This window comes from Kribbella sp. NPDC104740, assembly GCF_055583505.1.
Window position 1 is genome coordinate 140,982 of the sequence record NZ_JBVJNV010000004.1, and the last position, 21,342, is coordinate 162,323.

A 21,342-nucleotide genomic window follows, 5' to 3' on the forward strand; every position below is an offset into this window, starting at 1 on the left:
CCTTGTGCGGGGGACAGAGCGCAGGCGCGGCACGGTTCGGTTTCCTTTGGTGGGGCGTGCGAGAATGACCGACTGTGACTCCCGTCAAAGCTCCGGAACCGGTCCGCGCCAAGCCCGACGCCGTCTGCGTCGCGGCGGTGGAACCCGCCCGCGACGCCGCGATCGAGGAAGCCGGCGCCGCTCAGGTCGGGGAGCACCTCGGCCACTCGGTCGAGGGCGAGCGGCTGGTCACGCACTACTTCGCCTCCACCCACCCCGGGTACCAGGGGTGGCGCTGGGCGGTCACCGTCACCCGCGCCTCGCGCGCGAAGACGGTCACGGTCAACGAGGTCGTGATGCTGCCGGGCGACGCCGCGATCGTCGCGCCCGAGTGGGTGCCGTGGTCGGAGCGCGTCCAGCCGGGTGACCTGCGGCCGGGCGACCTGTTCCCGACGCTGCCCGACGACCCGCGGCTCGAGCCGGGCTACACCGACACCACCGGCGCGCCCGACGAGGTGCTCGCGGTCGTCGAGGAGCTCGGGCTCGGTCGCGAGCGGGTGCTGTCGCCGGCCGGTCGTGAGGACGCCGCCGAGCGCTGGTACGCCGGGGACTTCGGCCCGTCGTCGCCGATCGCGCAGGCCGTGCCGTTCAAGTGCAACTCGTGCGGGTACTGGATCCGGCTGGCCGACAGCCTCGGCCAGGCCTTCGGTGCGTGCGCGAACGAGATGGCTCCCGGTGAGGGTCGCGTCGTCGCGTACGACTACGGCTGCGGGGCGCACTCGGACGTCGTGATCGACGCCCCGGACCACCCGTCGACCGAGCACGCCTTCGACACCACCGGGTACGACGAGCTGGCGATGTCGTCGGAGCCGGCCGAGGCGGGGGACGAGGCCGCGGAGGCGGACGCCGTTCAGGCCGAGGTCGAGGCGGCGGCCGAGCCGACGTCGGACGACGAGGTCGAGGAAGTCGCCGCGAGCGTCGAAGAGGTCGTCGAGAAGGACTGACGGGTCGCGCGGCTCGTCAGCAGCCGCGCGGACTTGAAAGGCGTGCGCGCGGCGGGCGTGGAGTTGACAGGCGTGCGCGCGGCGAGCGCTGGAGCGGCGCGGACTTGAGGGCGGGCGCGGCAGGCGCTGGGGCGGCGCGGACTTGAAGGGCGTGCGCGCGGCGGGTGCTGCAACGGTGGTTGCGGCAGGCGCTGGAGCGGGGTCAGTCCTCGTGGGCCGGGGCTCCATGCCCGGCCTGGATGCTCGTCCAGCGGCGCTTGCAGTACGCGAGCCCGATCCAACCCAGGCCGAAGCCGGCGACCGTGACCCACAGCCACCACTCGTCGCCGGAGCGCTTCAGGTCGTCGTGGAAGATCAGCACCACCACGAACGCCAGCGCCCACGCGACGATCCCGGCGATCACGGTCGGGATGCCGGACAGGTCGAGCGGTTTCACCTCGGCGTGCACCAGCTCGCCGCGGGCCAGCTGACTGGTCGGGTCGTTGCGCTTCTTCGACGCCGGTGCCGGCTTCTCGTCTGCCACCTGATCACCTTAACCCCGACCGGTGCTCGCCCCGGCGACGGCCGACTGGCACGATGCGGTCATGAGCGAGCGCCCGGCTGTTGCCTCCCGCCCCGGTTTCCTGGACTCCTTCTTCAAGATCACCGACCGCGGCTCGACCGTCCCCCGGGAGATCCGGGGTGGTCTGGTCACCTTCTTCACAATGGCCTACATCGTCGTCCTGAACCCGTTGATCATCGGTACGGTCAAGGACAGCACCGGCCAGTACGTCGGCGGCGGCACCGACCCGACCGCCTCGATCGCGAAGGTCGCCGTCGCGACCGCGCTGATCGCGGGCGTGATCACGATCCTGATGGGCCTGGTCGCGAACTTCCCGCTGGCGCTGGCCACCGGCCTCGGCCTGAACGCGTTCCTGGCCTACTCGGTCGCGTCCAAGATGACCTGGGCCGACGCGATGGGCCTGGTGGTGCTGGAGGGCATCATCATCCTGATCCTGGTCCTGACCGGGTTCCGCCGAGCCGTCTTCGAAGCCGTGCCACGGCAGCTGAAGGTGGCGATCAGTGTCGGCATCGGCTTGTTCATCGCGTTCATCGGTGTCATCGACGCCGGTTTTGTACGCCGTCCGGCGGCACCGACCGGCCCGCCGGTCGAGCTCGGTGTCGGCGGCAGCCTGCGCGGCTGGCCGGTGCTGATCTTCGTGGTCGGCCTGGTCCTGATCGTCACGCTGTACGCGCGCAAGGTGAAGGGCGCGATCCTGATCGGCATCCTGGTCGCGACCGTGCTGGCGATCGTGGTCGAGGCGATCACCGACGTCGGCGCCCGCACCGCCGACAACCCGGGCGGCTGGGGCCTGAGCGTGCCGTCGCTGCCGGACAGCTGGTTCAGCAAGCCGAACCTGGACCTGCTCGGTGAGTTCAACCTGTTCGGCTCGTTCGAGCAGATCGGCGCGGTGTCGGCGATCCTGCTGATCTTCACGCTGATGCTGGCCGACTTCTTCGACACGATGGGCACGATGACCGCGATCGGCGCCGAGGCCAACCTGCTCGACGCCGACGGCAACCCGCCGAACGCGCAGCGGATCCTGATCGTGGACAGCGTCGCCGCGGCGGCCGGTGGGGCCGCGTCGGTGTCCAGCAACACGTCGTACATCGAATCGGCGTCCGGCGTCGGTGAGGGCGCGCGGACCGGGCTGGCCAGCGTGGTGACCGGGATCTGCTTCCTGATCTCGATGGTGGTCGCGCCGCTGGTGACGCTGGTCCCGTACGAGGCCGCGACGCCGGCGCTGGTGCTGGTCGGGTTCCTGATGATGACGCAGGTGAAGGGGATCGACTTCGACGACCTCGAGGTCGCGATCCCGGCGTTCCTGACCATCATCCTGATGCCGTTCACGTACTCGATCTCGGCCGGCATCGGTGCCGGCTTCGTCTCCTACGTGCTGCTCAAGGTGGTCCGCGGCAAGGCCCGTCAGGTGCACCCGTTGATGTGGGTGGTGTCGGCGCTGTTCGTCGTGTACTTCGCGATCGGGCCGCTCGGCGACTGGCTGACCTGACCCTTTCGGGCAGACCACGTGACAAGATGTCTGATTCTCGTCAAGGTCTCAACCAGCGTGCCTGGTCACCCCCTCGGGGGTGACTAGGCTGTCGTGGTCACGGCGACTCGGGGGCGTGTCGCCGGCTACCGCCGGGGGTTCGGAATGAGCCAGGGAACAATGACGCACGTCTGGGAACGGGAGCATCAGGTCGAGGAACTGCTCGAGCTGCTCCGCGACGGCACCGGGTCGACGGTGCTGGTCACCGGTGAGGCCGGGGTCGGCAAGACCACGCTCGTCCGCGAGCTGGTCGCGCGGATCGGGTCCGAGCGCCGGGTCCTGATCGGGTCCTGCGACGACTTCCTGGTACCGCCGTTGCTGCAGCCGATCCGGGACGCGTTCCGCGGCTCCGGCGGGCCGATGGACCGGCCGGTTCCGTCCGACCTGGTATTCGACGCGGTGCTGCGCGAGTTCGAGCAGCCGACGGTGCTGATCGTCGAGGACGTGCACTGGGCCGACGACGCCACCCTCGACCTCCTCCGGTACGTCGTACGCCGGCTCGACCAGCTCCCCGGCTCCGTCGTCGTACTGACCTACCGTGAGGACAGCATCGACACCCGGCACCCGCTGCGCGCGTGGCTCGGTGCACTGGCCGACGTACCGATGCGGCGGATCGCGCTGAGCCCCCTGTCGCGTGCGGCGGTCGGAGCGATCGCAGCAGGCAGTGGTCGCGACGCCGACGAGCTGTACGAGCTGACCGGTGGCAACCCGTTCTACCTGACCGAGGTGCTCGCCGGGACGGAAGAGACCATCCCCGCGACAGTGGTGGACGCCGTACTGTCACGCATCCGCCGGCTGTCGCAGGAGAGCCGTGCAGCGCTGGAGCAGCTGTCGGTGATCCCCTCTGCCGTCGACCTGCGCTACGTCGAGGCCGTGCTCGACTCCGGGCTCGCCGAGCTCACCGAGGCCGAGGAGATCGGCCTGCTGGAGACGGCGGGCGACCGGATCGCCTTCCGCCACGACCTCGCCCGGCGGGCGATCGAGCAGGCGCTGCCGCCGCTGCGCCGCCGGTCCCTGAACCGCCGCGTGCTGAAGGTGATGCTGGGCTGCCCGGACGTGCACCGCTTCCGCCTGGTCCACCACGCCGTCGAGGCGGGCGACATCGACACCGTGCTGGCACAGGCGCCGTTGGCTGCCCGGGAGGCGAGCCGTGCCGGGTCGCATCGGCAGGCGCTGACCAACCTGCAAGCAGTCCTCCCGTACGCCGACCGCCTGGTCCTCGCTGAGCGCGCTGGCCTGCTGGACGCGTACGCCTGGGAGCTGCACATCGCGCACCGGTTCGGCGAAGCTGTCGAAGCCGGCGACCAGGCGGTGCGGCTGTTCGAGCAGCTGGGGGAGTCGACCGCGCTGGCCGAGACCCTGCTGCGCCAGTCCCGGTTCCTCTACATGGCAGGCGATACGCCGGCCGCCGTACAGGCGGGGGAGCGCGCTGTCGAGGTCGCGGAGTACACAGGTTCGCCCGCCGTGCAGGCGTCGGCTGCTGCGAGCCGGGCGATGCTGATGGTGCTCACCGGTGCTGCCCACGAGGCCATCCCGGCACTGGAGCTGGCCCACGACCGTGCGGTCGAGGCGGGCCGGACGGACATCGACGCGCTCTGCCACAACTACCTGGGCGTCGCCTGGTGCGACCTGGGCTCGCCGTTCGGGTTCACCCAGCTGCGGACGAGCATCGAGCTGGCCCGGTCGACCGGGGACTACGAAGCCGTTGCCCGCGGCTACACGAACCTGGCCGAGATGCTGTACCGCGGCTACCGCTGGACCGAGCTGGCCGAGTGCCTGCGCGACGGGCTCGCCTACGTGCGTGAGCACGGCTTCGGCTCGCACGCCTACAACCTGGAGGTGCACCAGGCGCTGCTGGACCTGCGCCTGGGCCGCTGGGACGAGGCCGAGCAGCGGCTGCGGCAGCTGCTGGACACCGTGGACGACGACGGCATGATGTCGGTGATGAGCCACTCGGCGCTGGGCCGCCTGCTGGCCCGCCGCGGCGACCCGGACGCCGAGAAGCTCCTGGTGTGCGCGTGGGAGCGTGGGCTGGAGCAGGGATCGCACACCGGCCAGGGGTACGCCGCGTTCGCGCTGGCCGAGTGGGCCTGGCTGAACGACCAGACCGACGTGTGGGAGTCGATCCGCGACCACGTCGAGCAGCTGAGCGACATCCCCGTGGTGAACCAGATGATGCACCTGCTGCCGGGTATGCCGGGCTGGCAGCGCGACGCCGACCCGTACGAGGACGCGCTGCGGCTGGCCGACTCGGGGGAGACCGAGTCGATGCTGCGGGCGCTGGAGATCCTGGACCGGATGGGTGCCGCACCTGCTGCGGCGCTGGTCCGGCGGCGGCTGAAGGAGCTGGGGGCGCTGCGCATCCCGCGGGGAGCACAGGCGCGGACCAGGAAGAACCCGGGCGGGCTCACCGACCGGCAGCTCGACGTACTGGTGCTGCTGACCGACGGGCTGACCAACCCGCAGATCGCGGCCGAGCTGGTGCTGTCGGTACGGACGGTCGACCGGCACGTCTCGGGCATCCTCGACCGGCTCGGCGCCGGCTCCCGGCGAGAGGCCGCTGCCGCTGCCCGCTCGCTCGGCCTCTCCCGGGAGCAGCAGTCCGCCTGAGCAACCCCGAGCCCGCTCCGGCGAACCATGGGCCCACGGCGGCAGAGCGGTGCGCCGTGGACCCATGGGCTCAAGCCCCGTTTCTCGTTGGCAGGTACCGTCCCCCGATCGGTGGCCGGTACTTGAAAGCTGTGGATCTCTCGTTTCAAGTACCGACCCTCGATCGGTGGCCGGTACTTGAAAGCTGTTGATGGGTTGCGTTTCTTCAGAGCACCGGGTGGTTGCCGCGGATGACGTCCTGCGGGTCGACCTGTCGCTTGATCGCCCGCAACCGCTCCAGCGTCTCCGCCGGGTAGAGCTGCTCGATCGGCTCGACGGTCGCCATGTTCGGCGGCACCCGGTCGCTGAGGAAGCGGCCCATCCCCGTGTGCAGGCTGTGGAAGGCGTTCTCGATCTCGTCGGCGTCGCCGGGTGCCATCGCGAGCGCGCCCGCGAGCAGCAGGTACGGCTCCTCGATCACCCCGGCCGCACCGTCGCCCGGTCGCGGCCGTGCGAAGGCACCGCCGAGCTGGCGCACCTCGACCATCGCGATCGGCGTCGGTCCGTCCAGCAGCAGGTCGAGCAGCGTGTCGATCGCCTCGCCGCCGAACTCGGTCAGCAGCCGGATCCGGCCCATCGCCGGCATCGGGTCCTCCGGCTCCTGCGCGATCGACCCGACCTGGCCGAACGGTACGACGGCGAGCTCGCCGAAGGCCGGCGCCGCGACGTCGTACAGCGGTGCCAGCAGCTTCTCCGCGTCGTCGCCGTCGCCGAGGAAGGCGGCGTCGATCGCGATCCACCAGCGGCCGCGCAGCGGCTCCGGAACGGGGTCGACGTCGGGCAGGTTCATCAGCCAGGCCCAGACGTTCAGCTCCTCCGGCGCGTCACCGGCGACCGCCGCGAACGCGCGCAGCAGCTCGCGGCCGTGCTCGGCGGGCCAGATCAACCGGCCGCCGTACACCTGCTCCTCGGCCTGCAGCTGCAGCTCCAGCGCGGTGACGACGCCGAACTCGCCACCGCCGCCCCGGACCGCCCAGAACAGGTCCGGGTCGTGGTCCGCGGTCACCGTCCGGTGGTTGCCCTCGGCATCGACCAGGTCGATGGCGCGGATCTGGTGCGCGGCCTGGCCGTACTTGCGGCTGAACCAGCTCAGGCCGCCGCCGACCGAGTAGCCGACGACGCTGGTGTCGCCGTTGCTGCCCGCCAGCGCGATGTAGCCGGTGCCCTCGAGCACGGCGTTCAGCTCGCGCCACTGCACGCCCGGCTCGACCCGGACCACGTCGTCGCGGCGCTCGATCCCGCGCAGCCGGTCGAACCGGAGCAGGATGGTGCCGGTCGCGGTGTCGGCGGTGGCGCCGTGGCCGCGCGGCTGCGCGGCCACCTTCACGCCGAACGCGCGGGCCGCCCGGACCGCCGTCTGGATGTCCTCGACCCCGTCGACGTGCACGATCGCGGCCGGCTGCTGCGGGACCAGGAGGTGCCACGCGAGCCGCTCTTGGTCCCAGCTGGGATCGTCGGGAGTCACCACGGAGCCGTGGATCGTCGTGCGCAGGTGGGCGATCAGATCGGTCGTCATGCTCTCCATTGCAGTGCACGCCGGACCCGCTCACATCGGCAGCGCCTGCTCATCTTTGGGGCGCCGCCTACCCATCTCGTGGGGCTTGGTAAACTGTCTGTGTCTTCGGGCTCTCCGAGCGTAAAAATCCCCCTCCGCGGTTGCTGCTAGGACGCCAAGACTCCCGGTTATGGACAACTACCGCGAGACCTACCCCGCCCACGCGGCCCGCACCCAGCGCTTCTCGCTGGGGCAGCCGAAAGCCTTCACCAGTACGCCGGACGGCGAGCGCGTGCTCTTCCTGCGCACCCGCGGCCCCGAGGACCGGACCAGCTGTCTGTGGCTGCTGGACGGCAACGACGAGCGCCTGCTGGTCACTCCCGAGCAGCTCGGCGCCGACGGCCCGGTCCCCGAGGCCGAGCAGGTCCGCCGCGAACGTGCCCGCGAGCGCAGCAACGGCATCGTCACCTTCTCCGCCGATGCCGAGCTGTCGGTCGTGGTGTTCCCGGTCAACGGCCAGCTCTGGCACCTCGATCTGCAAACCGGCGCGCTGCGTCTCCTGGAGACCGCCGGCCCGGTCGTCGACCCGCGGCTCGACCCGACCGGCCGCCGGGTCGCCTACGCGTCCGACGGTGCGCTGCACGCCCTGGAGCTTGCCAACGGCAACAACCTCCAGGTCGCCGCGGCCGGGCCCGACGTGTTCTGGGGCCTGGCCGAGCACGTCGCCTCGGAGTCGATGCACCGCCACCGCGGCCACTGGTGGTCGCCCGACGGCACCCGGCTGCTCGCCACCCGGGTCGACCAGTCGCCGGTCCAGCGCTGGTGGATCGCCGACCCCGCCAACCCCGGCAGCCGTCCGCGCGAGATCGCATACCCAGCAGCCGGTACGGCGAACGCGCTGGTCACCCTGCACGTGCTCGATCTGCACGGCGGCTCGACCGAGATCAGCTGCGGCGACCACGAGTACCTGCCGACGGTCGCCTGGGACGAGCACGGCGTACTGGTCAGCGTGCAGTCCCGCGACCAGAAGACCGTGCGGGTGCTGGCCGCCGACCCCGATACCGGCCGCACCGAGCTGCTGCACGAGCAGCATGACCCGGCATGGGTCGAGCTGGTGCCCGGTACGCCGGCCAGGACCGCCTCCGGCAAGCTGGTGGTCGCTGACGACACCCCCTCCACCCGCCGCCTGCTGATCGACGGTCAGCCGGTGACACCGGAGGGCCTCCAGCTCCGCGCCGTACTGGACGTCACCGGCGAGGCGGTGCTCTTCCAGGCCAATGAGGAGCCCACAGAGCGCCACCTGTGGGTGCACGACTCGACAGGACTCCAGCAGCTCACCAGCACTCCCGGCGTGCACGCAGTGGCTGGCGGAGTGGTCACCTCCAACACCGAGAGCGGCCAGACGTACGCCGTACGACGTACTGGGCGGCAGATCCAGTCGCTGGCCGCTGAGCCGTCGCTGGCACCCCGCATCACCTGGCTGCACGCAGGAGAGCTCCAGCTGCGCACAGCGCTCGTCCTGCCGACCTGGTACGAGCCCGGCATGACACTGCCCGTCCTCATGTCCCCGTACGCCGGCCCAGCGCTACAGGTAGCAATACGGGCCAGCACGCCGCTCTTCCCGACAGCCCAGTGGTACGCCGAGCACGGCTTCGCCGTGATCATCGCCGACGGCCGTGGTACGCCGGGTCGCGGCCCGGCCTGGGACAAGACCGTGTACGGCGACACCCTGTCGCTCCCGCTGGAGGACCAGGTCACCGCCCTGCACGCGGCCGCCGAGCACTGCCCCGACCTCGACCTGACCCGCGTCGGCATCACCGGCTGGAGCTACGGCGGAGTCCTGGCGACCATCGCCCTACTCCGCCGCCCCGACGTCTTCCACGCCGCGGTAGCCGGTGCCGGCCCCAGCGACGCGACCCTCTACGACACCCACTGGCGCGAGCGCTTCCTCGGCCACCCGGACGAGAACCCCGAGGCCTACCGCCGCAGCTCCACCATCCCCGAGGCCGGCAACCTCACCCGCCCGCTGCTGCTCGTCCACGGCCTGGCCGACGACAACGTGGTCGCCGCCCACACCCTCCGCCTCTCCGCAGCCCTCCTGGCCGCCGGCCGCCCCCATCAGGTCCTTCCGCTGTCCGGCGCCACCCACATGCCCACCGACGAAGCCACCGCCGAGGGCCTGATGCGCCACCAGCTCAACTTCCTCCGGGAGGCGCTCAGGGTGGAGTGACCGCGGACAGCAGACGGCGGAGCTCGTCCGGCTCGAGGTCGTCCGAGACCGGCGGGTTGATGCGCTCGCAGATGGCGAGCGCTCGCCGCCAGACCTCGGCGGCCTCGGCCGGCAGGGCTGCGGCCCGGTAGCTCCGCCCGAGGTTGGTCAGCACGACGGCCTCGCCCCACGGGTAGCCGAGGTCCTGGTGCAACCGGAGCGCCTCCCGGCCGCAGCTGATCGCTTCGGCGAGCCGGCCGCGGCTCAGCTCGACAGTGCCGAGGGTGTCGAGGGAGCTGGCACGGCGGCTGCGCATCGACCGGAAGTGTGTGATCGCCTTGCCGAGGACGTCGGCGGCTTCGTCGTACCGGCCGAGCCTGCGGTAGGTGTAGCCGAGGTTGCCGCGGGAGCGGGCGGCACCGGCCACGTCGCCGATCTGCTGCTTGAGCTCGAGCGACTGCTCGTAGCAGCCGATGGCCTCCTGGTAGCGCCCCAGGGAGTCGTAGGTGATGGCGAGGTTGCCGATGGTCCGCGCCTGCCCGAGCTCGTGGCCGTTCGCCGCGAACAGGTCGTGAGCGCGGCGCAGGTGCTCAAGACCGGCCAGGTAGTCGGCGCCCTGCTCGATGTACCGCATGCCGAGCGCGTTCTCGACGAAGGCCCGGGGGAGTGTGGAGTCGAGCCGCTGGGAGCTGTCCAGCGCCAGTCCGAGAAGCTCGGTGAGCAGGTCGAGGTCCCGGCCGCGCAGGTCGCCGCCGCAGGACTCGATCAGGTGGAAGGTGAGCGGGTCGCGTTCGGTCGTCGCGGCGCAGCCGGGCGTTGTGCGAGGTGTAGTGGTACCAGGACAGCACCCCGGTCGAGCGTGGGCTCGGTGACCGACGGCGGCAGTTGGGTGGCGAGCTCTGCCGCGTGGCTGCGGATCAGGTCGTGCATCCGGTACCTGTGGCGGCGTACTTCGGTGACCAGGAGAAGATCGCCCGCAGGTCGGTGGAGTGGTCGTCGCCCTCGAACGCGTCGAGCAGCAGGCGCTCGTTCCGCATCTGCTCGGGCAGCTGTGCCACCTGGTCAGGCTCCAGCCGGGCCGCGTGCTCACCCGCGATCGCCAGCGCCAGCGGCAGGTGCCCGCAGATCCGGGCCAGCTCCCCGAGCTGGTCGTCCGGAGCCTGCGGCGCGAGTGCACGGATCAACCGGACCGAGTCCGACGGGTCCAGCGGCGACAGTGTGATCCGGTGCGCGCCCTCGCGCACCACCAGCCCACGGAGCCGATTCCGGCTGGTCACCACGACCAGGCAGCCGCCAGCCGGCAGCAACGGCCTGATCTGTACGGCGTCGCGGGCGTTGTCGAGCAGGAACAGCATCCGGCGCCCGGCCAGCGTCGTGCGCAGCAGCGCGGCCTGGCTCTCCTCCTCCTCGGGGATCCGCTCGGCCCGAACACCCAGACCGGTCAGCAGCGCACGCAGCGCCGAGGCGGTCGACAGGACGTCGGCCCGGTCGAAGCCGCGGAGATCGAGGTAGAGCTGGCCGTCGGGGAAGCGGTGGGCGACCCGGTGCGACCAGCTGACCGCGAGGGTGGTCTTGCCGGCGCCGCCGACCCCGGAGATCACCGCGATCACCGTCGGCGGGTCCGGCCGGTCCAGCTCGGTGACCAGCTCGTCGAGCCGCTTCACCGCCGCGTCGCGGCCGATCATCCGGACCGAGTCCGGCGGCAGTTGCCGGGGCACCCGCTCAGCGGGCCGTGGACGGCTCGGTTGCGCGGCCGGCGCGTCGGTCGCCAGCAGCTCGGTGTGCAGCGCCCGCAGCTCCGGTCCGGGCTCGACTCCCAGCTCGCCGGCGATCCGGGCCCGGGCCTCCTGGTAGCCGGCCAGCGCCTCGGCGTACCGGCCTGTTGCTGCGAGCAACTTGATCAGCCGGTACCGGAGCGACTCCCGCAGCGGGTACGCCGCGATCAGCTCGCGCAGCTCGACCACCAGCGCCTCCAGCCCGCCGTCGGCCAGGTCGAGGTCGATCCGGCGCTCCCGGGCGCTCAGGTACTGCTCGGTCAGTGCCGGTGCGACCGTGTCCGCGAACCACCGCGACCCGAGGTCGGCGAACGGCGGACCGGTCCACCCGGCGAGCGCGCTCCGCAGTACGGCGCGTTCGTCGGCGGGCACCGGCCGGCCGGCGGCGCGCTCGACCTCGTCCGAGAACCACAGCACGTCGACGGCCGAGCGGGGCAGGGCCAGCCCGTAGCTGCTCGGACCGGCCCGTACGACGTCCGCGCCGACGATCTTGCGCAGCCTGGAGATCCCGGTGTGCACGGTCGGCGCGAGTCGCTGCGGCGGGTCCTCGCCCCAGACCCGGTCGCCGATCGTCCGTACCGGGACGAGCTCACCGGTCGACAGCGCCAGGACGGCCGTCAGGTCACGCAGGCGGCCCGACGACAGCGGCTGCTCCTGGTCGCCGCGCAGGACCCGCAGCCCGCCGAAGAACCGCACCCGGATCTCGTCCACCGGCTGTCACCGCCTCGTCACGTGCTGCCCCAGGCCTCAGAGCCTAGCGGCAGCGCTCAGCCGACGAGCCGGGATCGCAGTTCCAGGTACTCCGTCCGGGCCGTGAACAGTTCGCGGAGCTCGTCGGTGACGTTGTCGAGGAACTCGGTGCGGTAGGTGGCATCCGTCATCAGCGAGATGGAGTAGTAGAGCCCGGTGAAGTTCGCGATGCCGATCGCGACCTTCACCAGGGCGGCGCTGATCAGGACCGGGTGGCCGAGCAGGTCGAAGGTGTAGAACCAGGAGCCGGTGTCGACACCCCACTCGCCGTAGATCCTGGCGCTGATCGCGAGCATGCCGAAGGCAACGAAGAAGGCGCCGACGCCGGCGCTGACCACCAGGACCTGCATCCACTGGCGGACCACCAGGCTGATGCTCAGGTTCAGCCGCTGGATCCGGCGCAGCGGTGGGCCGGAGCCGGCGTCGCGCTCGATCCGGTCCAGCTCCTGGGGCAGCCGCAGCACCAGGAACAGGTCGCTGAGCAGCGCGAACGCGATCGCCGAGAGCACGATGAACGCGATCGGCATGCCCGCGAAGACCTGCCACATCTCGGTGTTCACGAACAGCACCAGGGAGAACACGAGCAGCAGCGGCAGCGCCCGGATCAGGCTGGCCAGCGAGTTCGCCAGCTCGCCGGCGAGCCGGCGGACGCCCCAGACCGTGGTCCCGATCAGGCCGTAGCCGACCACGACGTACACGACACCGATCAGCACCAGGTTGCTCGCCGCGACGCCGAAGAACTGCTTCCACTGGAAGTGCGACATCACCGGGAGCAGCGCCGGCAGCAGCACGAAGACGGCCAGTTCAGGCGTGCCGAAGCGGGTCGGGAACGACCAGAACGGCCGGCCACGCATCCCGTTCAGCAGGCCGAAGCCGCCGATCAGCACGGCCAGCCCGCCGAGCACGGCCAGGGCGTTCTGCCACCAGGTCCAGGTCAGCTCGATCGCGCCGAGCACCTCGGCCAGGAAGACCAGCGCCAGCACCGGGGTGGCCCGGGCGAAGATGTCGTGGGTCGGCGAGAAGTCCTCGATGAACAGCGGCAGCCCGGCCCGCCGGAACCGTTGCTCGTACTTCGCCAGCTCGACCGGTGTCCCCATGGCGGCTCACCCTACCGGCCGCCCCGGACCACTCCGTGGAATGCCCAGGAACTCTTTTTCGTTAGCAAAGGTAATGAGTTATGCTAACGACATGCCCGAGATCGTCGCCCAGCAGGTGAAGAGCGACGTGGGGCTGGCCAGCGCGTTGCGGTCGTCCACCCTGCGGCTGTCCCGGCAGATCCGGCGGCAGCGCGAGGACGGGCACGACCTGACCGCGAACCAGCTCGGCGTCCTCGGTGCGCTCGGCAAGCACGACGCGATGACCGTCGGTGAGCTGGCCGCGCACGAGCAGGTCAAGCCCCCGTCGATGACGCGGATCGTGTCGAACATGGAGGAGGCGGGCCTGGTGGTCCGCCGCCCGCACCCCACCGACAAGCGCCAGATCGTCGTCGAGCTGACCGACGCCGCGCACGCCCTGCTGCGCGCCAACCGCCGGCGCCGCGACGAGTGGCTGCAGACCAAGCTGAAGAAACTGACCCCCGAGGAGCGCGACATCCTGCGTAAGGCAGCCCCTGTACTCGAACGACTGGCGGGCTCGTGAGCCCCACCTTCCGGGCCTTCCGGGTCCGTAACTTCCGCCTGTACGCCACCGGTGCCATCGTCTCCAACGTCGGCACCTGGATGCAGCGCGTGGCCCAGGACTGGCTGGTCCTGGAGCTGACCCACTCCGGGACGGCGCTCGGCATCGTCACCGGCCTGCAGTTCCTGCCCGCCCTGCTCTTCGGCCCGTACGCCGGCCTGGTGGCCGACCGCTTCCCCAAGCGACTCGTCCTGACCGTCACCCAGTTCTTCATGGGCGCCGTGGCGCTGGTGCTCGGCACGCTCACCGTGACCGGCGTGGTCGAGGCGTGGCACGTCTACCTGCTCGCCCTGCTGTTCGGCGTCGGGACGGCGTTCGACGCGCCGACCCGGCAGGCCTTCGTGGTGGAGATGGTCGGCCGCGACGAGCTCGCCAACGCCGTCGGGCTGAACTCGGCCTCCTTCAACGCCGCCCGGCTGCTCGGCCCGGCGCTGGCCGGCCTGCTGATCCACTGGATCGGCACCGGCCCGGTGATCATGATCAACGGCTTCACCTACGCCGCGGTGATCATCTCGCTGCGGATGATGCGGGTCGGCGAGCTGCACTCGCCGAAGCCGGCCGCCCGCGAGAAGGGCATGATCCGCGACGGCATGCGCTACCTGTGGCGCCGGCCGGACCTGATGATGGTGCTGGTCGCGGTGTTCTTCGCCGGGACCTTCGGGCTGAACTTCCAGCTCACCTCGGCGCTGATGGCGACCCAGGCGTTCGGCAAGGGCGCGGGGGAGTTCGGCATCCTCGGCTCGGTGCTGGCGATCGGTTCGCTGGCCGGTGCGCTGCTGGCCGCCCGGCGGGTCCGGGTCCGGGCCCGGCTGGTGATCGGCTCCGCGCTGGTCTTCGGGATCGCCGTCGTGGTCAGCGGCCTGATGCCGAACTACTTCACGTACGCCGCGGTGCTGCCGCTGGTCGGGTTCGCCTCGCTGACGATGCTGACCGCGGCCAACGCGACCATGCAGCTGAGCATCGAGCCGACCATGCGCGGCCGGGTGATGGCGCTCTACATGACGGTCCTGATGGGCGGGACCCCGATCGGTTCGCCGTTCATCGGCTGGGTCGGGCAGGAGTTCGGCGCCCGCTGGTCGCTGATCGTCGGCGGCGCGCTGACCGTGATCGGGACCACCGCGTCGGTGATCTACTTCTCCCGGCGCCGCGGTCTGGCGATCCGGCCCCGGCTGCTGCCCAGGCCGCGGCTCGAGGTGCTGCCGCAGACCGAGCTGCTCGCCGACAAGGCGACAGTGGAGACCAACCCCAAGGTCGCTTGAGCCTTCAGCCACAATGAGGCTGTGACTCATTACGACTTGGTGATCGTCGGCACCGGCTCCGGGAACTCGATCCTCGACCCGCGGTTCGCGGACCTGAAGACGGCGATCGTCGAGCGCGGCGTCTTCGGCGGCACCTGCCTGAACGTCGGCTGCATCCCGACCAAGATGTTCGTGCACACCGCCGACCTGGCCAAGACCCCGTCGTACAGCTCGCGCTTCGGCGTCGACGAGGAGCTGACCGGCGTCCGCTGGCCGGAGATCCGGGACCGGGTCTTCGGCCGGATCGACCCGATCGCGGCCGGCGGTCAGGAGTACCGCGAGCACCACGCCGACAACGCGAACGTCACCGTGTACCACGGCACCGGGCGCTACACCGGCGTCAAGGAGCTGTCGGTGACCGCGCCGGACGGCTCGGTCCGGGTGATCACCGCCGACCGGTTCGTGCTGGCCGCCGGGAGCCGGCCGAACATCCCCTTCGTGCCCGGCCTGGCCGAGGTCGGATACCACACGTCCGACACGGTGATGCGGCTCGGCGAGCTGCCGGCCCGGCTCGGGATCATCGGCAGCGGGTTCGTCGCGGCCGAGTTCGCGCACGTGTTCAGCTCGCTCGGCGTCGAGGTGACGCTGGTCGCGCGCTCCGGGCTGCTGCTGCGCCACGAGGACACCGAGATCGCGACCCGGTACACCGAGCTCGCCTCCGCGGCGTACGACGTCCGGCTGAACCACGACACGGTCAGCGCCCGCCGGCTCGACGACGGCGCGATCGCGCTGGAGACGCTGAGCCCGGGCGGCCGCGACGAGATCGTGGTCGACGAGGTGCTGATCGCGATCGGCCGCCGGCCGAACTCCGACCTGCTCGACCTGCCCGCGACCGGTGTCACCGTCGACGAGGACGAGCGGGTCGTCGTGGACGCGTACCAGCAGACCGTCGTCGACGGGATCTACGCGCTCGGCGACCTGTCGTCGAAGTACCAGCTCAAGCACGTCGCCAACCACGAGGCCCGCGTCGTCCAGCACAACCTGCTGAATCCGGACGCGCCGATCGAGTCCGACCACCGCTACGTCCCGTCGGCGGTCTTCGGGTCGCCGCAGGTCGCGTCGGTCGGGCTGACCGAGGAGGAGGCCGTCGAGCAGGGCGTCCCGTACGTCGTGGGCCGCGCCGACTACGCGGGGATCGCGTACGGGTGGGCGATGGAGAACACGACGGGTTTCGCGAAGCTGCTCGCCGACCCGAAGACCGGGTTGTTGCTCGGGGCCCACATCATCGGCCCGCAGGCGAGCTCGATCCTGCAGCCGCTGATCCAGGCGATGAGCTTCGGGCTGGACGCTGCGAGCATGGCGCGCGGGCAGTACTGGATCCATCCGGCGCTGCCGGAGCTGATCGAGAACGCGCTGCTCAACCTGCCACTGGAGCAGAAGAGCTGAAGGCCGCGATCACCTCGGCGGCGTCGAGCGGGCTCAGGTCGTCGTCCAGGTCGGGCAGGCTGAACATCACCTCGGCGGCGCCGGCCTCGGCCAGCGCGCGGAAGCGACTCACCTGATCGGCGACCGTCCCCGCGTTCACCGCCGCGGCGTACTTCGCCGGGTCCTGGTTCCGCGGCCGCAGTTGGTTGACCAAGGCATCGACCTCGCGCTGGTCCCGGCCGATCAGCGTCGTCGACAGATGCGTCAGCTCGATCTGCCGCCTCCGCTCCCGCAGGTACGTCGCCTTCGCGCGCACCTGCTCCGCGGTGCCGAACACGTTCGCCGCGTCGGCGTACCGGGCGGCCAGTCGTAGCGTTCGCAGCCCGCTCCCACCGACCAGCACCGGGACGCGCTCCTGCAACGGCCGCGGGTAGCACGTCGTATCGGGGACGTCGAGAACCTTGCCCCTGAAGGGTTTGTTGCCCGCTCCCCACATCGCCGGGAGCAGCTGCACCGCGTCCTCCAGCAACGCGTACCGCTCACTCACCGGCGGGAACTCCCACCCGTACGCCTTGTGCTCCGCCTCGAACCACCCGAGCCCGACGCCGCAGACCGCCCGCCCGCCGCTCAGCACGTCGAGCGTCGCGACGATCTTCCCAAGGTGCGCGACGTTGCGGTAGGTGATCCCGCTGACCAGCGTCCCGAGCCGGACCCGCTCGGTGCAGGCCGCCAGGTAGGCGAGCGTCGTCCAGCTCTCGAGGAAGTCCTCCCAGGCCCGCCCGACCTGCGGGATCTGCCGGAAGTGGTCCATCACGTAGATCGCGTCGAACCCCGCGGCCTCGGCCCGTACGCCGACCTGCCGGATCCACTCGCCGGTGGTCTTGCGCCCGCCCTTGTGCGTGTAGCTGGAGATCTGCAGCCCGAACCGCAGCCCACGCGGTGCTTCAATCTGCTGACCTTGTGCCTGAGCAAACACCTCAGGCACTACCCGAACCCCTACCTCCGCTTGCAGGACCTCGTCGAACCCGTCCTCGGGAAGCTCCTTCTTCGCCACGCTCCAGCTCTTCAACTGCGCCGTCAGCGCATCGGCCGGAATCCGCTTCAGCCGCTCCCGGTTCCGCCGCCGGCACTCGGCGGCCGGCGTATCGAACGCCACCGCCACGCACGGCACGCCGTACTCCCGAGCCAGCGCCAGCCACCCGAGCCGCCGCTCCCGATCCGTCCCGAGCGTGTCGATCACGGTCGTCAACCGCCGCCCGATCCGCTGCCGCACCACCTGCTCCAGCAACGCGAACGCATCAGCACTGGCCGCGAGATCGTCCTCCCCGGCGCCCACCAATGCCCGCAGCCGATCACTGGACACCACGAGCTCGGCCGCGAACCGCTCCGCGGCCCACGTCGACTTCCCCGAAGCCCCCGGCCCCACCAGCACCACCACACACGGCGAAGGCAACTTCCGCTCGTCCATACTTCAGTGTGCCCCGCCCTGGTGCTTGAGTGGTGTGATGAGTGATCTGCAGCAGCTGCTCTCCCAGCACGTCGCCTCCGGCGCGATCCCCGGCGCCGTCGCCCTGATCGCCCGCGGCGACCAGATCCTCGACCGGGCCGCCGTCGGCGCGATGGACCTCGAGTCCCAGGCCCCGATGACCGACGACGCGATCTTCCGCATCGCCTCGCTCACCAAACCACTCACCGCCGCCGCGGTGATGCTGCTCGTCGACGACGGCACCCTCACCCTCGACGCCCCCGTCGCCGAATGGCTCCCCGAGCTGGCCGACCCGGTGGTCGTCCGTACGCCGACCAGCCCCGTCGACGACGTCGTACCGGCCAACCGCCCGATCACCGTCGAGGACCTGCTCACCTCGCAAGCCGGCTACGGCTTCGCCTCGGACTTCTCCCTCCCCGCCGTGCAAGCCCTCTTCGAGGTCCAGAAGGACGGCCGGGAAATCCAGTCCTTCCTCCCCGAAGACGACTGGATCGCGGCCCTGTCCCGCATCCCCCTCCTCCACCACCCCGGCGAAGCCTGGCTCTACGACACCTGCTCCACCCTCCAAGGCATCCTCGTCACCCGAGCCTCCGGCCGCCCGTACGCCGACTTCCTGTCGACCCGCCTCCTGGCCCCCCTCCAGATGGTCGACACCGCCTTCGTGGTCCCACCCGAAAAGCTCACCCGCTTCACGTCGTACTACCGCAACACCCAGTCAGGTCTGGAACTAGCCGACCCACCCACCGGCCAGTGGTCCACCCCATCGCCCTTCCCCCTACCGTCCGGCGGCCTCACCGGCACAGCCACCGACTACCTCACCTTCACCCGCATGCTCCTGTCCAACGGCACCACCCCATCCGGCCACCGCCTGCTCTCCGAACACGCCATCCACCAAATGCTCACCGACCACACCACTCCCGCCACCCGCCGTACCGCCGATCTCTTCCTCGACCAGGACCAGGGCTGGGGCTACGGCGGCTCAGTCGATCCCACCGGCCGCTACGGCTGGGTCGGCGGCACCGGCACCTCCGCCCACATCGTCCCCACCACCAACACCACAACGATCCTCCTCACCCAGGTCGCGATGGACAGCCCGGTCCCCGCCACCTACCTCCAGGACTTCTGGAAACACGCGGCGACTGTCTGACCCGAGTCAGAGCTCCAGCACGAACCACTCGCTCCAGTCACCGAAGCACAGGTACGCACGATCGTCCCGGCACACCACCTGACGAGGCTGTCCCTCCGGCACACGCCCGTCCGGCATCGTCAGCCGCGCCGTGCCAACCGTCGCCAACCGGCCGTCGGCGACCTGAGCCAGGCTGATCGTGAACTGCCCGCTGGCCCGCAGATCGGTGTACCCGCCCAGGTAAGCGACCGTGTCCCCGGCGATCAGCAGCCCCCGAGCTCCCCGGACGGGCGACGGCGTGACGTCCAGAACGCCGTTCCGGTCGAGCGCCACGAGCGGAAACATCGTGTACGGGCACGCCCAGGCCCGCTCTCGCCCGACGTTGAGCGCGTAGCAGTCGAGCCAGTCGATCCCGTCGCCATCCGCCAGCCAGGCGAGCTCACCGTCCGAGCGCCACCGAGCGAGCCCGGCAGGACAGACCAGCCGGTCGCTCCCAGGAACCTGCAGCTCACCCTCGTCGAAGTACGCGGTCCAGATGTCGCCGCCGGGATCGACCAGCAGATGCTCGAGGGCATCGCCGACGGAGAAGCTGGCGCGGGTGCCCCCGGTGGCGTCGACGACCCTCAGGTTGTGCCCGTCGAGCGGGCGGTTACGGGCGTCGGCGAGGACGAAGCCGTCGTCCAGCGCGTCGACCAGCGGCCACCTGAACGCGAGCTGCTCGATCGCCAGCTCGGTGGTCTGCCCCGAGGCTTCCACTGCCACGATCCGCGCGTCGTACGGCGTACTGGCGGACCCGCGGGCCACGCCTTCGGCGATCAGTGCAACCAGGCGACCCCGATGGTCGATGCAGGCGGCCAGGACATCGTCCGGTGCGTACCGCTCGGGCAGTCGTGCCCAGGGGCGGAGTCGGCCGGTCACGCGGTGGTGGAGAGATCCGATCCAGTGGTCATGGAACAAGGATGCACTGTCCGAGCCCGGCCTTAGGCTTGGTTCATGCGATTGTTCGTGGCTGTTGTGCCGCCGGTGGAGGTTGTCGAGCATCTGAGTGAGTTCGTGGAGCCTCGTCGGGCGCATCCTGACGAGGATGTTCGGTGGGCGAGTGACGAGACCTGGCACATCACCCTCGCGTTCCTGGGGGAGGTGCCGGAGTGGAAGACCGATGATCTGGGGGAGGGGCTCGAGCGGGCCGCGAAGCGGCAGAAGCCGTTCGACCTGCGGCTGCGGGGGTCGGGGGCGTTTCCCGGCGTACCGAACGCGCGGGTGCTGTGGACGGGGGTCGAGGACGGGACCGACTCGCTCAAGCACCTGGCGATGACGACGCGGTCGGCGGCCAACAAGGCCGGGGTGACCGTGGACGGGCGGAAGTTCACGCCGCACCTGACACTGGCGAGAATGCGCCAGCCCGTGGACGTGGTGCGCTGGGTGCGGATCTTCGACGAGTACCAGGGGCCCGCCTGGACCGCGGAGAGTCTGCGGCTGATCTCGTCGCGTCTCGGTGAGGGGCCGAGCCACGGTGCGGCGTACGACACAGTAGGCGAATGGGATTTCTTAGGTTAGCCTTCCGAAGGTTAGACATACCTAAGCTCCAGGAGTACCGCCATGCTCGCCAATTACCTCATCGGACTGCGTGAGGGACTGGAGGCATCCCTGGTGGTCAGCATCCTGGCCACCTTCCTGGTGAAGTCGGGGCACAAGGACCGGCTCAAGCTGGTCTGGGCCGGTGTGGCCGCGGCGGTCGCCGTCGCGGTCGCCGGCTGGGCGCTGCTGCAGTTCATCACCTCGCTGACCGCCAAGTCCTTCACCACCCAGGAGACCATCGGCGGCGTGATGTCGATCGTCGCGGTCGGTTTCGTCACCTGGATGATCTTCTGGATGCGCAAGGCGTCGCGCAGCATCGCCCGCGAGCTGCGCGAGCGGATGGGCGCGGCCCTCGAGGTCGGTCCGGCCGCGGTCGTCGTGCTCGCCTTCCTGGCGGTCTTCCGCGAGGGCATCGAGACCGCGTTCATCGTCTACGCCTCGGCCGCCACCGCGACCACCGCGACGCCGTTCGTCGGTGTGCTGCTCGGTCTGGCCACCGCGGTCGGCCTCGGCTTCGCGATCTACCGCGGCGCGATCAAGATCAACCTCGGCGTCTTCTTCAACTGGACCGGCGCACTGCTGATCCTCGTCGCGGCCGGCATCTTCGCCTACGGCTTCCACGACCTGCAGGAGGCCGGCATCCTGCCCGGCCTGCAGACGCTCGCCTTCGACATCTCCCACATCATCCCGCCGGACAGCTGGTACGGCGTGGTGCTGAAGGGGATCTTCAACTTCAACCCGTCGCCGACCGTGATCGAGCTGACCGCCTGGCTGGTCTACCTGGTCCCGGTGCTGGTGCTGTACCTCCGCCCGGTCAAGCAGACGCCGGCGCCGCCCGCGGTCCCCGCCCAAGCCTGAACC

The 21,342-nt window shown here is 70.6% G+C and carries 17 protein-coding genes; 10 read left to right on the forward strand and 7 right to left on the reverse strand.

Annotated elements, in window-relative coordinates:
- Positions 1-74: 74 nt before the first annotated feature.
- A complete protein-coding gene (locus ACZ6Z4_RS21680; protein ID WP_465567217.1) occupies positions 75-983 on the forward strand; it encodes a DUF3027 domain-containing protein in 909 nt (302 codons plus the stop codon).
- A 202-nt stretch (positions 984-1,185) separates the two neighbouring features.
- Here the strand turns inward: ACZ6Z4_RS21680 and ACZ6Z4_RS21685 are convergent, their stop codons facing one another.
- Positions 1,186-1,506: a DUF2530 domain-containing protein gene (locus ACZ6Z4_RS21685; RefSeq protein WP_363665896.1), complete on the reverse strand. Its 321-nt coding sequence runs from the start codon at positions 1,504-1,506 to the stop codon at positions 1,186-1,188.
- Between the two features lie 61 nt (positions 1,507-1,567).
- On the opposite strand from ACZ6Z4_RS21685, the gene ACZ6Z4_RS21690 reads away from it, so the two are divergent.
- Together ACZ6Z4_RS21690 and ACZ6Z4_RS21695 are read left to right on the forward strand one after the other, a co-directional pair.
- The gene (locus ACZ6Z4_RS21690; RefSeq protein ID WP_465567223.1) at positions 1,568-3,034 is read left to right on the forward strand and encodes an NCS2 family permease; all 1,467 of its coding nucleotides are present in this window, start codon (positions 1,568-1,570) and stop codon (positions 3,032-3,034) included.
- A gap of 144 nt (positions 3,035-3,178) precedes the next feature.
- Positions 3,179-5,683: an ATP-binding protein gene (locus ACZ6Z4_RS21695; protein ID WP_465567226.1), complete on the forward strand. Its 2,505-nt coding sequence runs from the start codon at positions 3,179-3,181 to the stop codon at positions 5,681-5,683.
- Positions 5,684-5,888: 205 nt separating this feature from the next.
- On the opposite strand, the gene ACZ6Z4_RS21700 is transcribed toward ACZ6Z4_RS21695, so the two are convergent.
- On the reverse strand, positions 5,889-7,238 hold the full coding sequence (locus ACZ6Z4_RS21700) for an FAD-binding oxidoreductase (protein ID WP_465567231.1): 1,350 nt from the start codon (positions 7,236-7,238) through the stop codon (positions 5,889-5,891).
- A 169-nt stretch (positions 7,239-7,407) separates the two neighbouring features.
- Here ACZ6Z4_RS21700 and ACZ6Z4_RS21705 point away from each other — a divergent pair, with 169 nt between their 5' ends.
- Positions 7,408-9,447 carry a S9 family peptidase gene (locus tag ACZ6Z4_RS21705; RefSeq protein WP_465567238.1) on the forward strand — a complete coding sequence of 680 codons (2,040 nt, stop codon included), beginning with the start codon at positions 7,408-7,410 and terminating at the stop codon, positions 9,445-9,447.
- Here the strand turns inward: ACZ6Z4_RS21705 and ACZ6Z4_RS21710 are convergent.
- The 3 genes from ACZ6Z4_RS21710 to ACZ6Z4_RS21720 all read right to left on the reverse strand — a co-directional run bounded on the left by ACZ6Z4_RS21710 (position 9,434) and on the right by ACZ6Z4_RS21720 (position 13,048).
- Positions 9,434-10,060 (reverse strand): tetratricopeptide repeat protein, encoded by a 627-nt coding sequence (locus ACZ6Z4_RS21710; protein WP_465567241.1) that lies wholly within the window; start codon positions 10,058-10,060, stop codon positions 9,434-9,436. The genes ACZ6Z4_RS21705 and ACZ6Z4_RS21710 overlap by 14 nt on opposite strands.
- 283 nt (positions 10,061-10,343) lie before the next feature.
- A complete protein-coding gene (locus ACZ6Z4_RS21715; protein ID WP_465567243.1) occupies positions 10,344-11,912 on the reverse strand; it encodes an AfsR/SARP family transcriptional regulator in 1,569 nt (522 codons plus the stop codon).
- 56 nt (positions 11,913-11,968) lie between these two features.
- The gene (locus ACZ6Z4_RS21720) at positions 11,969-13,048 is read right to left on the reverse strand and encodes a hypothetical protein (protein ID WP_465567245.1); all 1,080 of its coding nucleotides are present in this window, start codon (positions 13,046-13,048) and stop codon (positions 11,969-11,971) included.
- A 91-nt stretch (positions 13,049-13,139) separates the two neighbouring features.
- Here ACZ6Z4_RS21720 and ACZ6Z4_RS21725 point away from each other — a divergent pair, with 91 nt between their 5' ends.
- The 3 genes from ACZ6Z4_RS21725 to ACZ6Z4_RS21735 are packed head-to-tail and all read left to right on the forward strand — an operon-like array spanning position 13,140 to position 16,312.
- Positions 13,140-13,589: a MarR family winged helix-turn-helix transcriptional regulator gene (locus tag ACZ6Z4_RS21725; protein WP_465567248.1), complete on the forward strand. Its 450-nt coding sequence runs from the start codon at positions 13,140-13,142 to the stop codon at positions 13,587-13,589.
- Positions 13,586-14,887 (forward strand): MFS transporter, encoded by a 1,302-nt coding sequence (locus ACZ6Z4_RS21730; protein ID WP_465567252.1) that lies wholly within the window; start codon positions 13,586-13,588, stop codon positions 14,885-14,887. Before ACZ6Z4_RS21725 ends, ACZ6Z4_RS21730 begins: the two co-directional genes overlap by 4 nt.
- A gap of 21 nt (positions 14,888-14,908) precedes the next feature.
- Positions 14,909-16,312, forward strand: a complete 1,404-nt coding sequence (locus tag ACZ6Z4_RS21735) for a mycothione reductase (protein WP_465567257.1) — start codon at positions 14,909-14,911, stop codon at positions 16,310-16,312.
- Here ACZ6Z4_RS21735 and ACZ6Z4_RS21740 read toward each other — a convergent pair.
- Positions 16,284-17,759, reverse strand: coding sequence for an LLM class flavin-dependent oxidoreductase (locus tag ACZ6Z4_RS21740; protein WP_465567260.1), 1,476 nt, complete (start codon positions 17,757-17,759; stop codon positions 16,284-16,286). The two genes, ACZ6Z4_RS21735 and ACZ6Z4_RS21740, sit on opposite strands and share 29 nt — an antisense overlap.
- A gap of 37 nt (positions 17,760-17,796) precedes the next feature.
- Between ACZ6Z4_RS21740 and ACZ6Z4_RS21745 the strand changes: the two genes are divergently transcribed.
- Positions 17,797-18,924, forward strand: coding sequence for a serine hydrolase domain-containing protein (locus tag ACZ6Z4_RS21745; RefSeq protein ID WP_465567265.1), 1,128 nt, complete (start codon positions 17,797-17,799; stop codon positions 18,922-18,924).
- A gap of 6 nt (positions 18,925-18,930) precedes the next feature.
- Here ACZ6Z4_RS21745 and ACZ6Z4_RS21750 read toward each other — a convergent pair whose 3' ends face one another.
- A complete protein-coding gene (locus ACZ6Z4_RS21750; protein WP_465567271.1) occupies positions 18,931-19,821 on the reverse strand; it encodes a hypothetical protein in 891 nt (296 codons plus the stop codon).
- A 75-nt stretch (positions 19,822-19,896) separates the two neighbouring features.
- On the opposite strand from ACZ6Z4_RS21750, the gene thpR reads away from it, so the two are divergent.
- Both thpR and efeU read left to right on the forward strand, forming a co-directional pair.
- Complete coding sequence (gene thpR, locus ACZ6Z4_RS21755) at positions 19,897-20,460, forward strand: RNA 2',3'-cyclic phosphodiesterase (RefSeq protein ID WP_465567274.1); 564 nt, start codon at positions 19,897-19,899, stop codon at positions 20,458-20,460.
- Between the two features lie 42 nt (positions 20,461-20,502).
- The gene (gene efeU, locus ACZ6Z4_RS21760; RefSeq protein ID WP_465567277.1) at positions 20,503-21,339 is read left to right on the forward strand and encodes an iron uptake transporter permease EfeU; all 837 of its coding nucleotides are present in this window, start codon (positions 20,503-20,505) and stop codon (positions 21,337-21,339) included.
- The last annotated feature ends 3 nt before the right edge of the window (positions 21,340-21,342 follow it).

Excerpts from the sequence above, each read along its gene's own strand:
- ACZ6Z4_RS21690 (WP_465567223.1), top strand. The coding sequence starts at position 1,568 with ATGAGCGAGCGCCCGGCTGTTGCCTCCCGCCCCGGTTTCCTGGACTCC.
- ACZ6Z4_RS21695 (WP_465567226.1), top strand. The coding sequence starts at position 3,179 with ATGAGCCAGGGAACAATGACGCACGTCTGGGAACGGGAGCATCAGGTC.
- ACZ6Z4_RS21700 (WP_465567231.1), bottom strand. The coding sequence starts at position 7,238 with ATGACGACCGATCTGATCGCCCACCTGCGCACGACGATCCACGGCTCC.
- ACZ6Z4_RS21705 (WP_465567238.1), top strand. The coding sequence starts at position 7,408 with ATGGACAACTACCGCGAGACCTACCCCGCCCACGCGGCCCGCACCCAG.
- ACZ6Z4_RS21710 (WP_465567241.1), bottom strand. The coding sequence starts at position 10,060 with ATGCGGTACATCGAGCAGGGCGCCGACTACCTGGCCGGTCTTGAGCAC.
- ACZ6Z4_RS21720 (WP_465567245.1), bottom strand. The coding sequence starts at position 13,048 with ATGGGGACACCGGTCGAGCTGGCGAAGTACGAGCAACGGTTCCGGCGG.
- ACZ6Z4_RS21725 (WP_465567248.1), top strand. The coding sequence starts at position 13,140 with ATGCCCGAGATCGTCGCCCAGCAGGTGAAGAGCGACGTGGGGCTGGCC.
- ACZ6Z4_RS21740 (WP_465567260.1), bottom strand. The coding sequence starts at position 17,759 with ATGGACGAGCGGAAGTTGCCTTCGCCGTGTGTGGTGGTGCTGGTGGGG.
- ACZ6Z4_RS21745 (WP_465567265.1), top strand. The coding sequence starts at position 17,797 with ATGAGTGATCTGCAGCAGCTGCTCTCCCAGCACGTCGCCTCCGGCGCG.
- thpR (WP_465567274.1), top strand. The coding sequence starts at position 19,897 with ATGCGATTGTTCGTGGCTGTTGTGCCGCCGGTGGAGGTTGTCGAGCAT.
- efeU (WP_465567277.1), top strand. The coding sequence starts at position 20,503 with ATGCTCGCCAATTACCTCATCGGACTGCGTGAGGGACTGGAGGCATCC.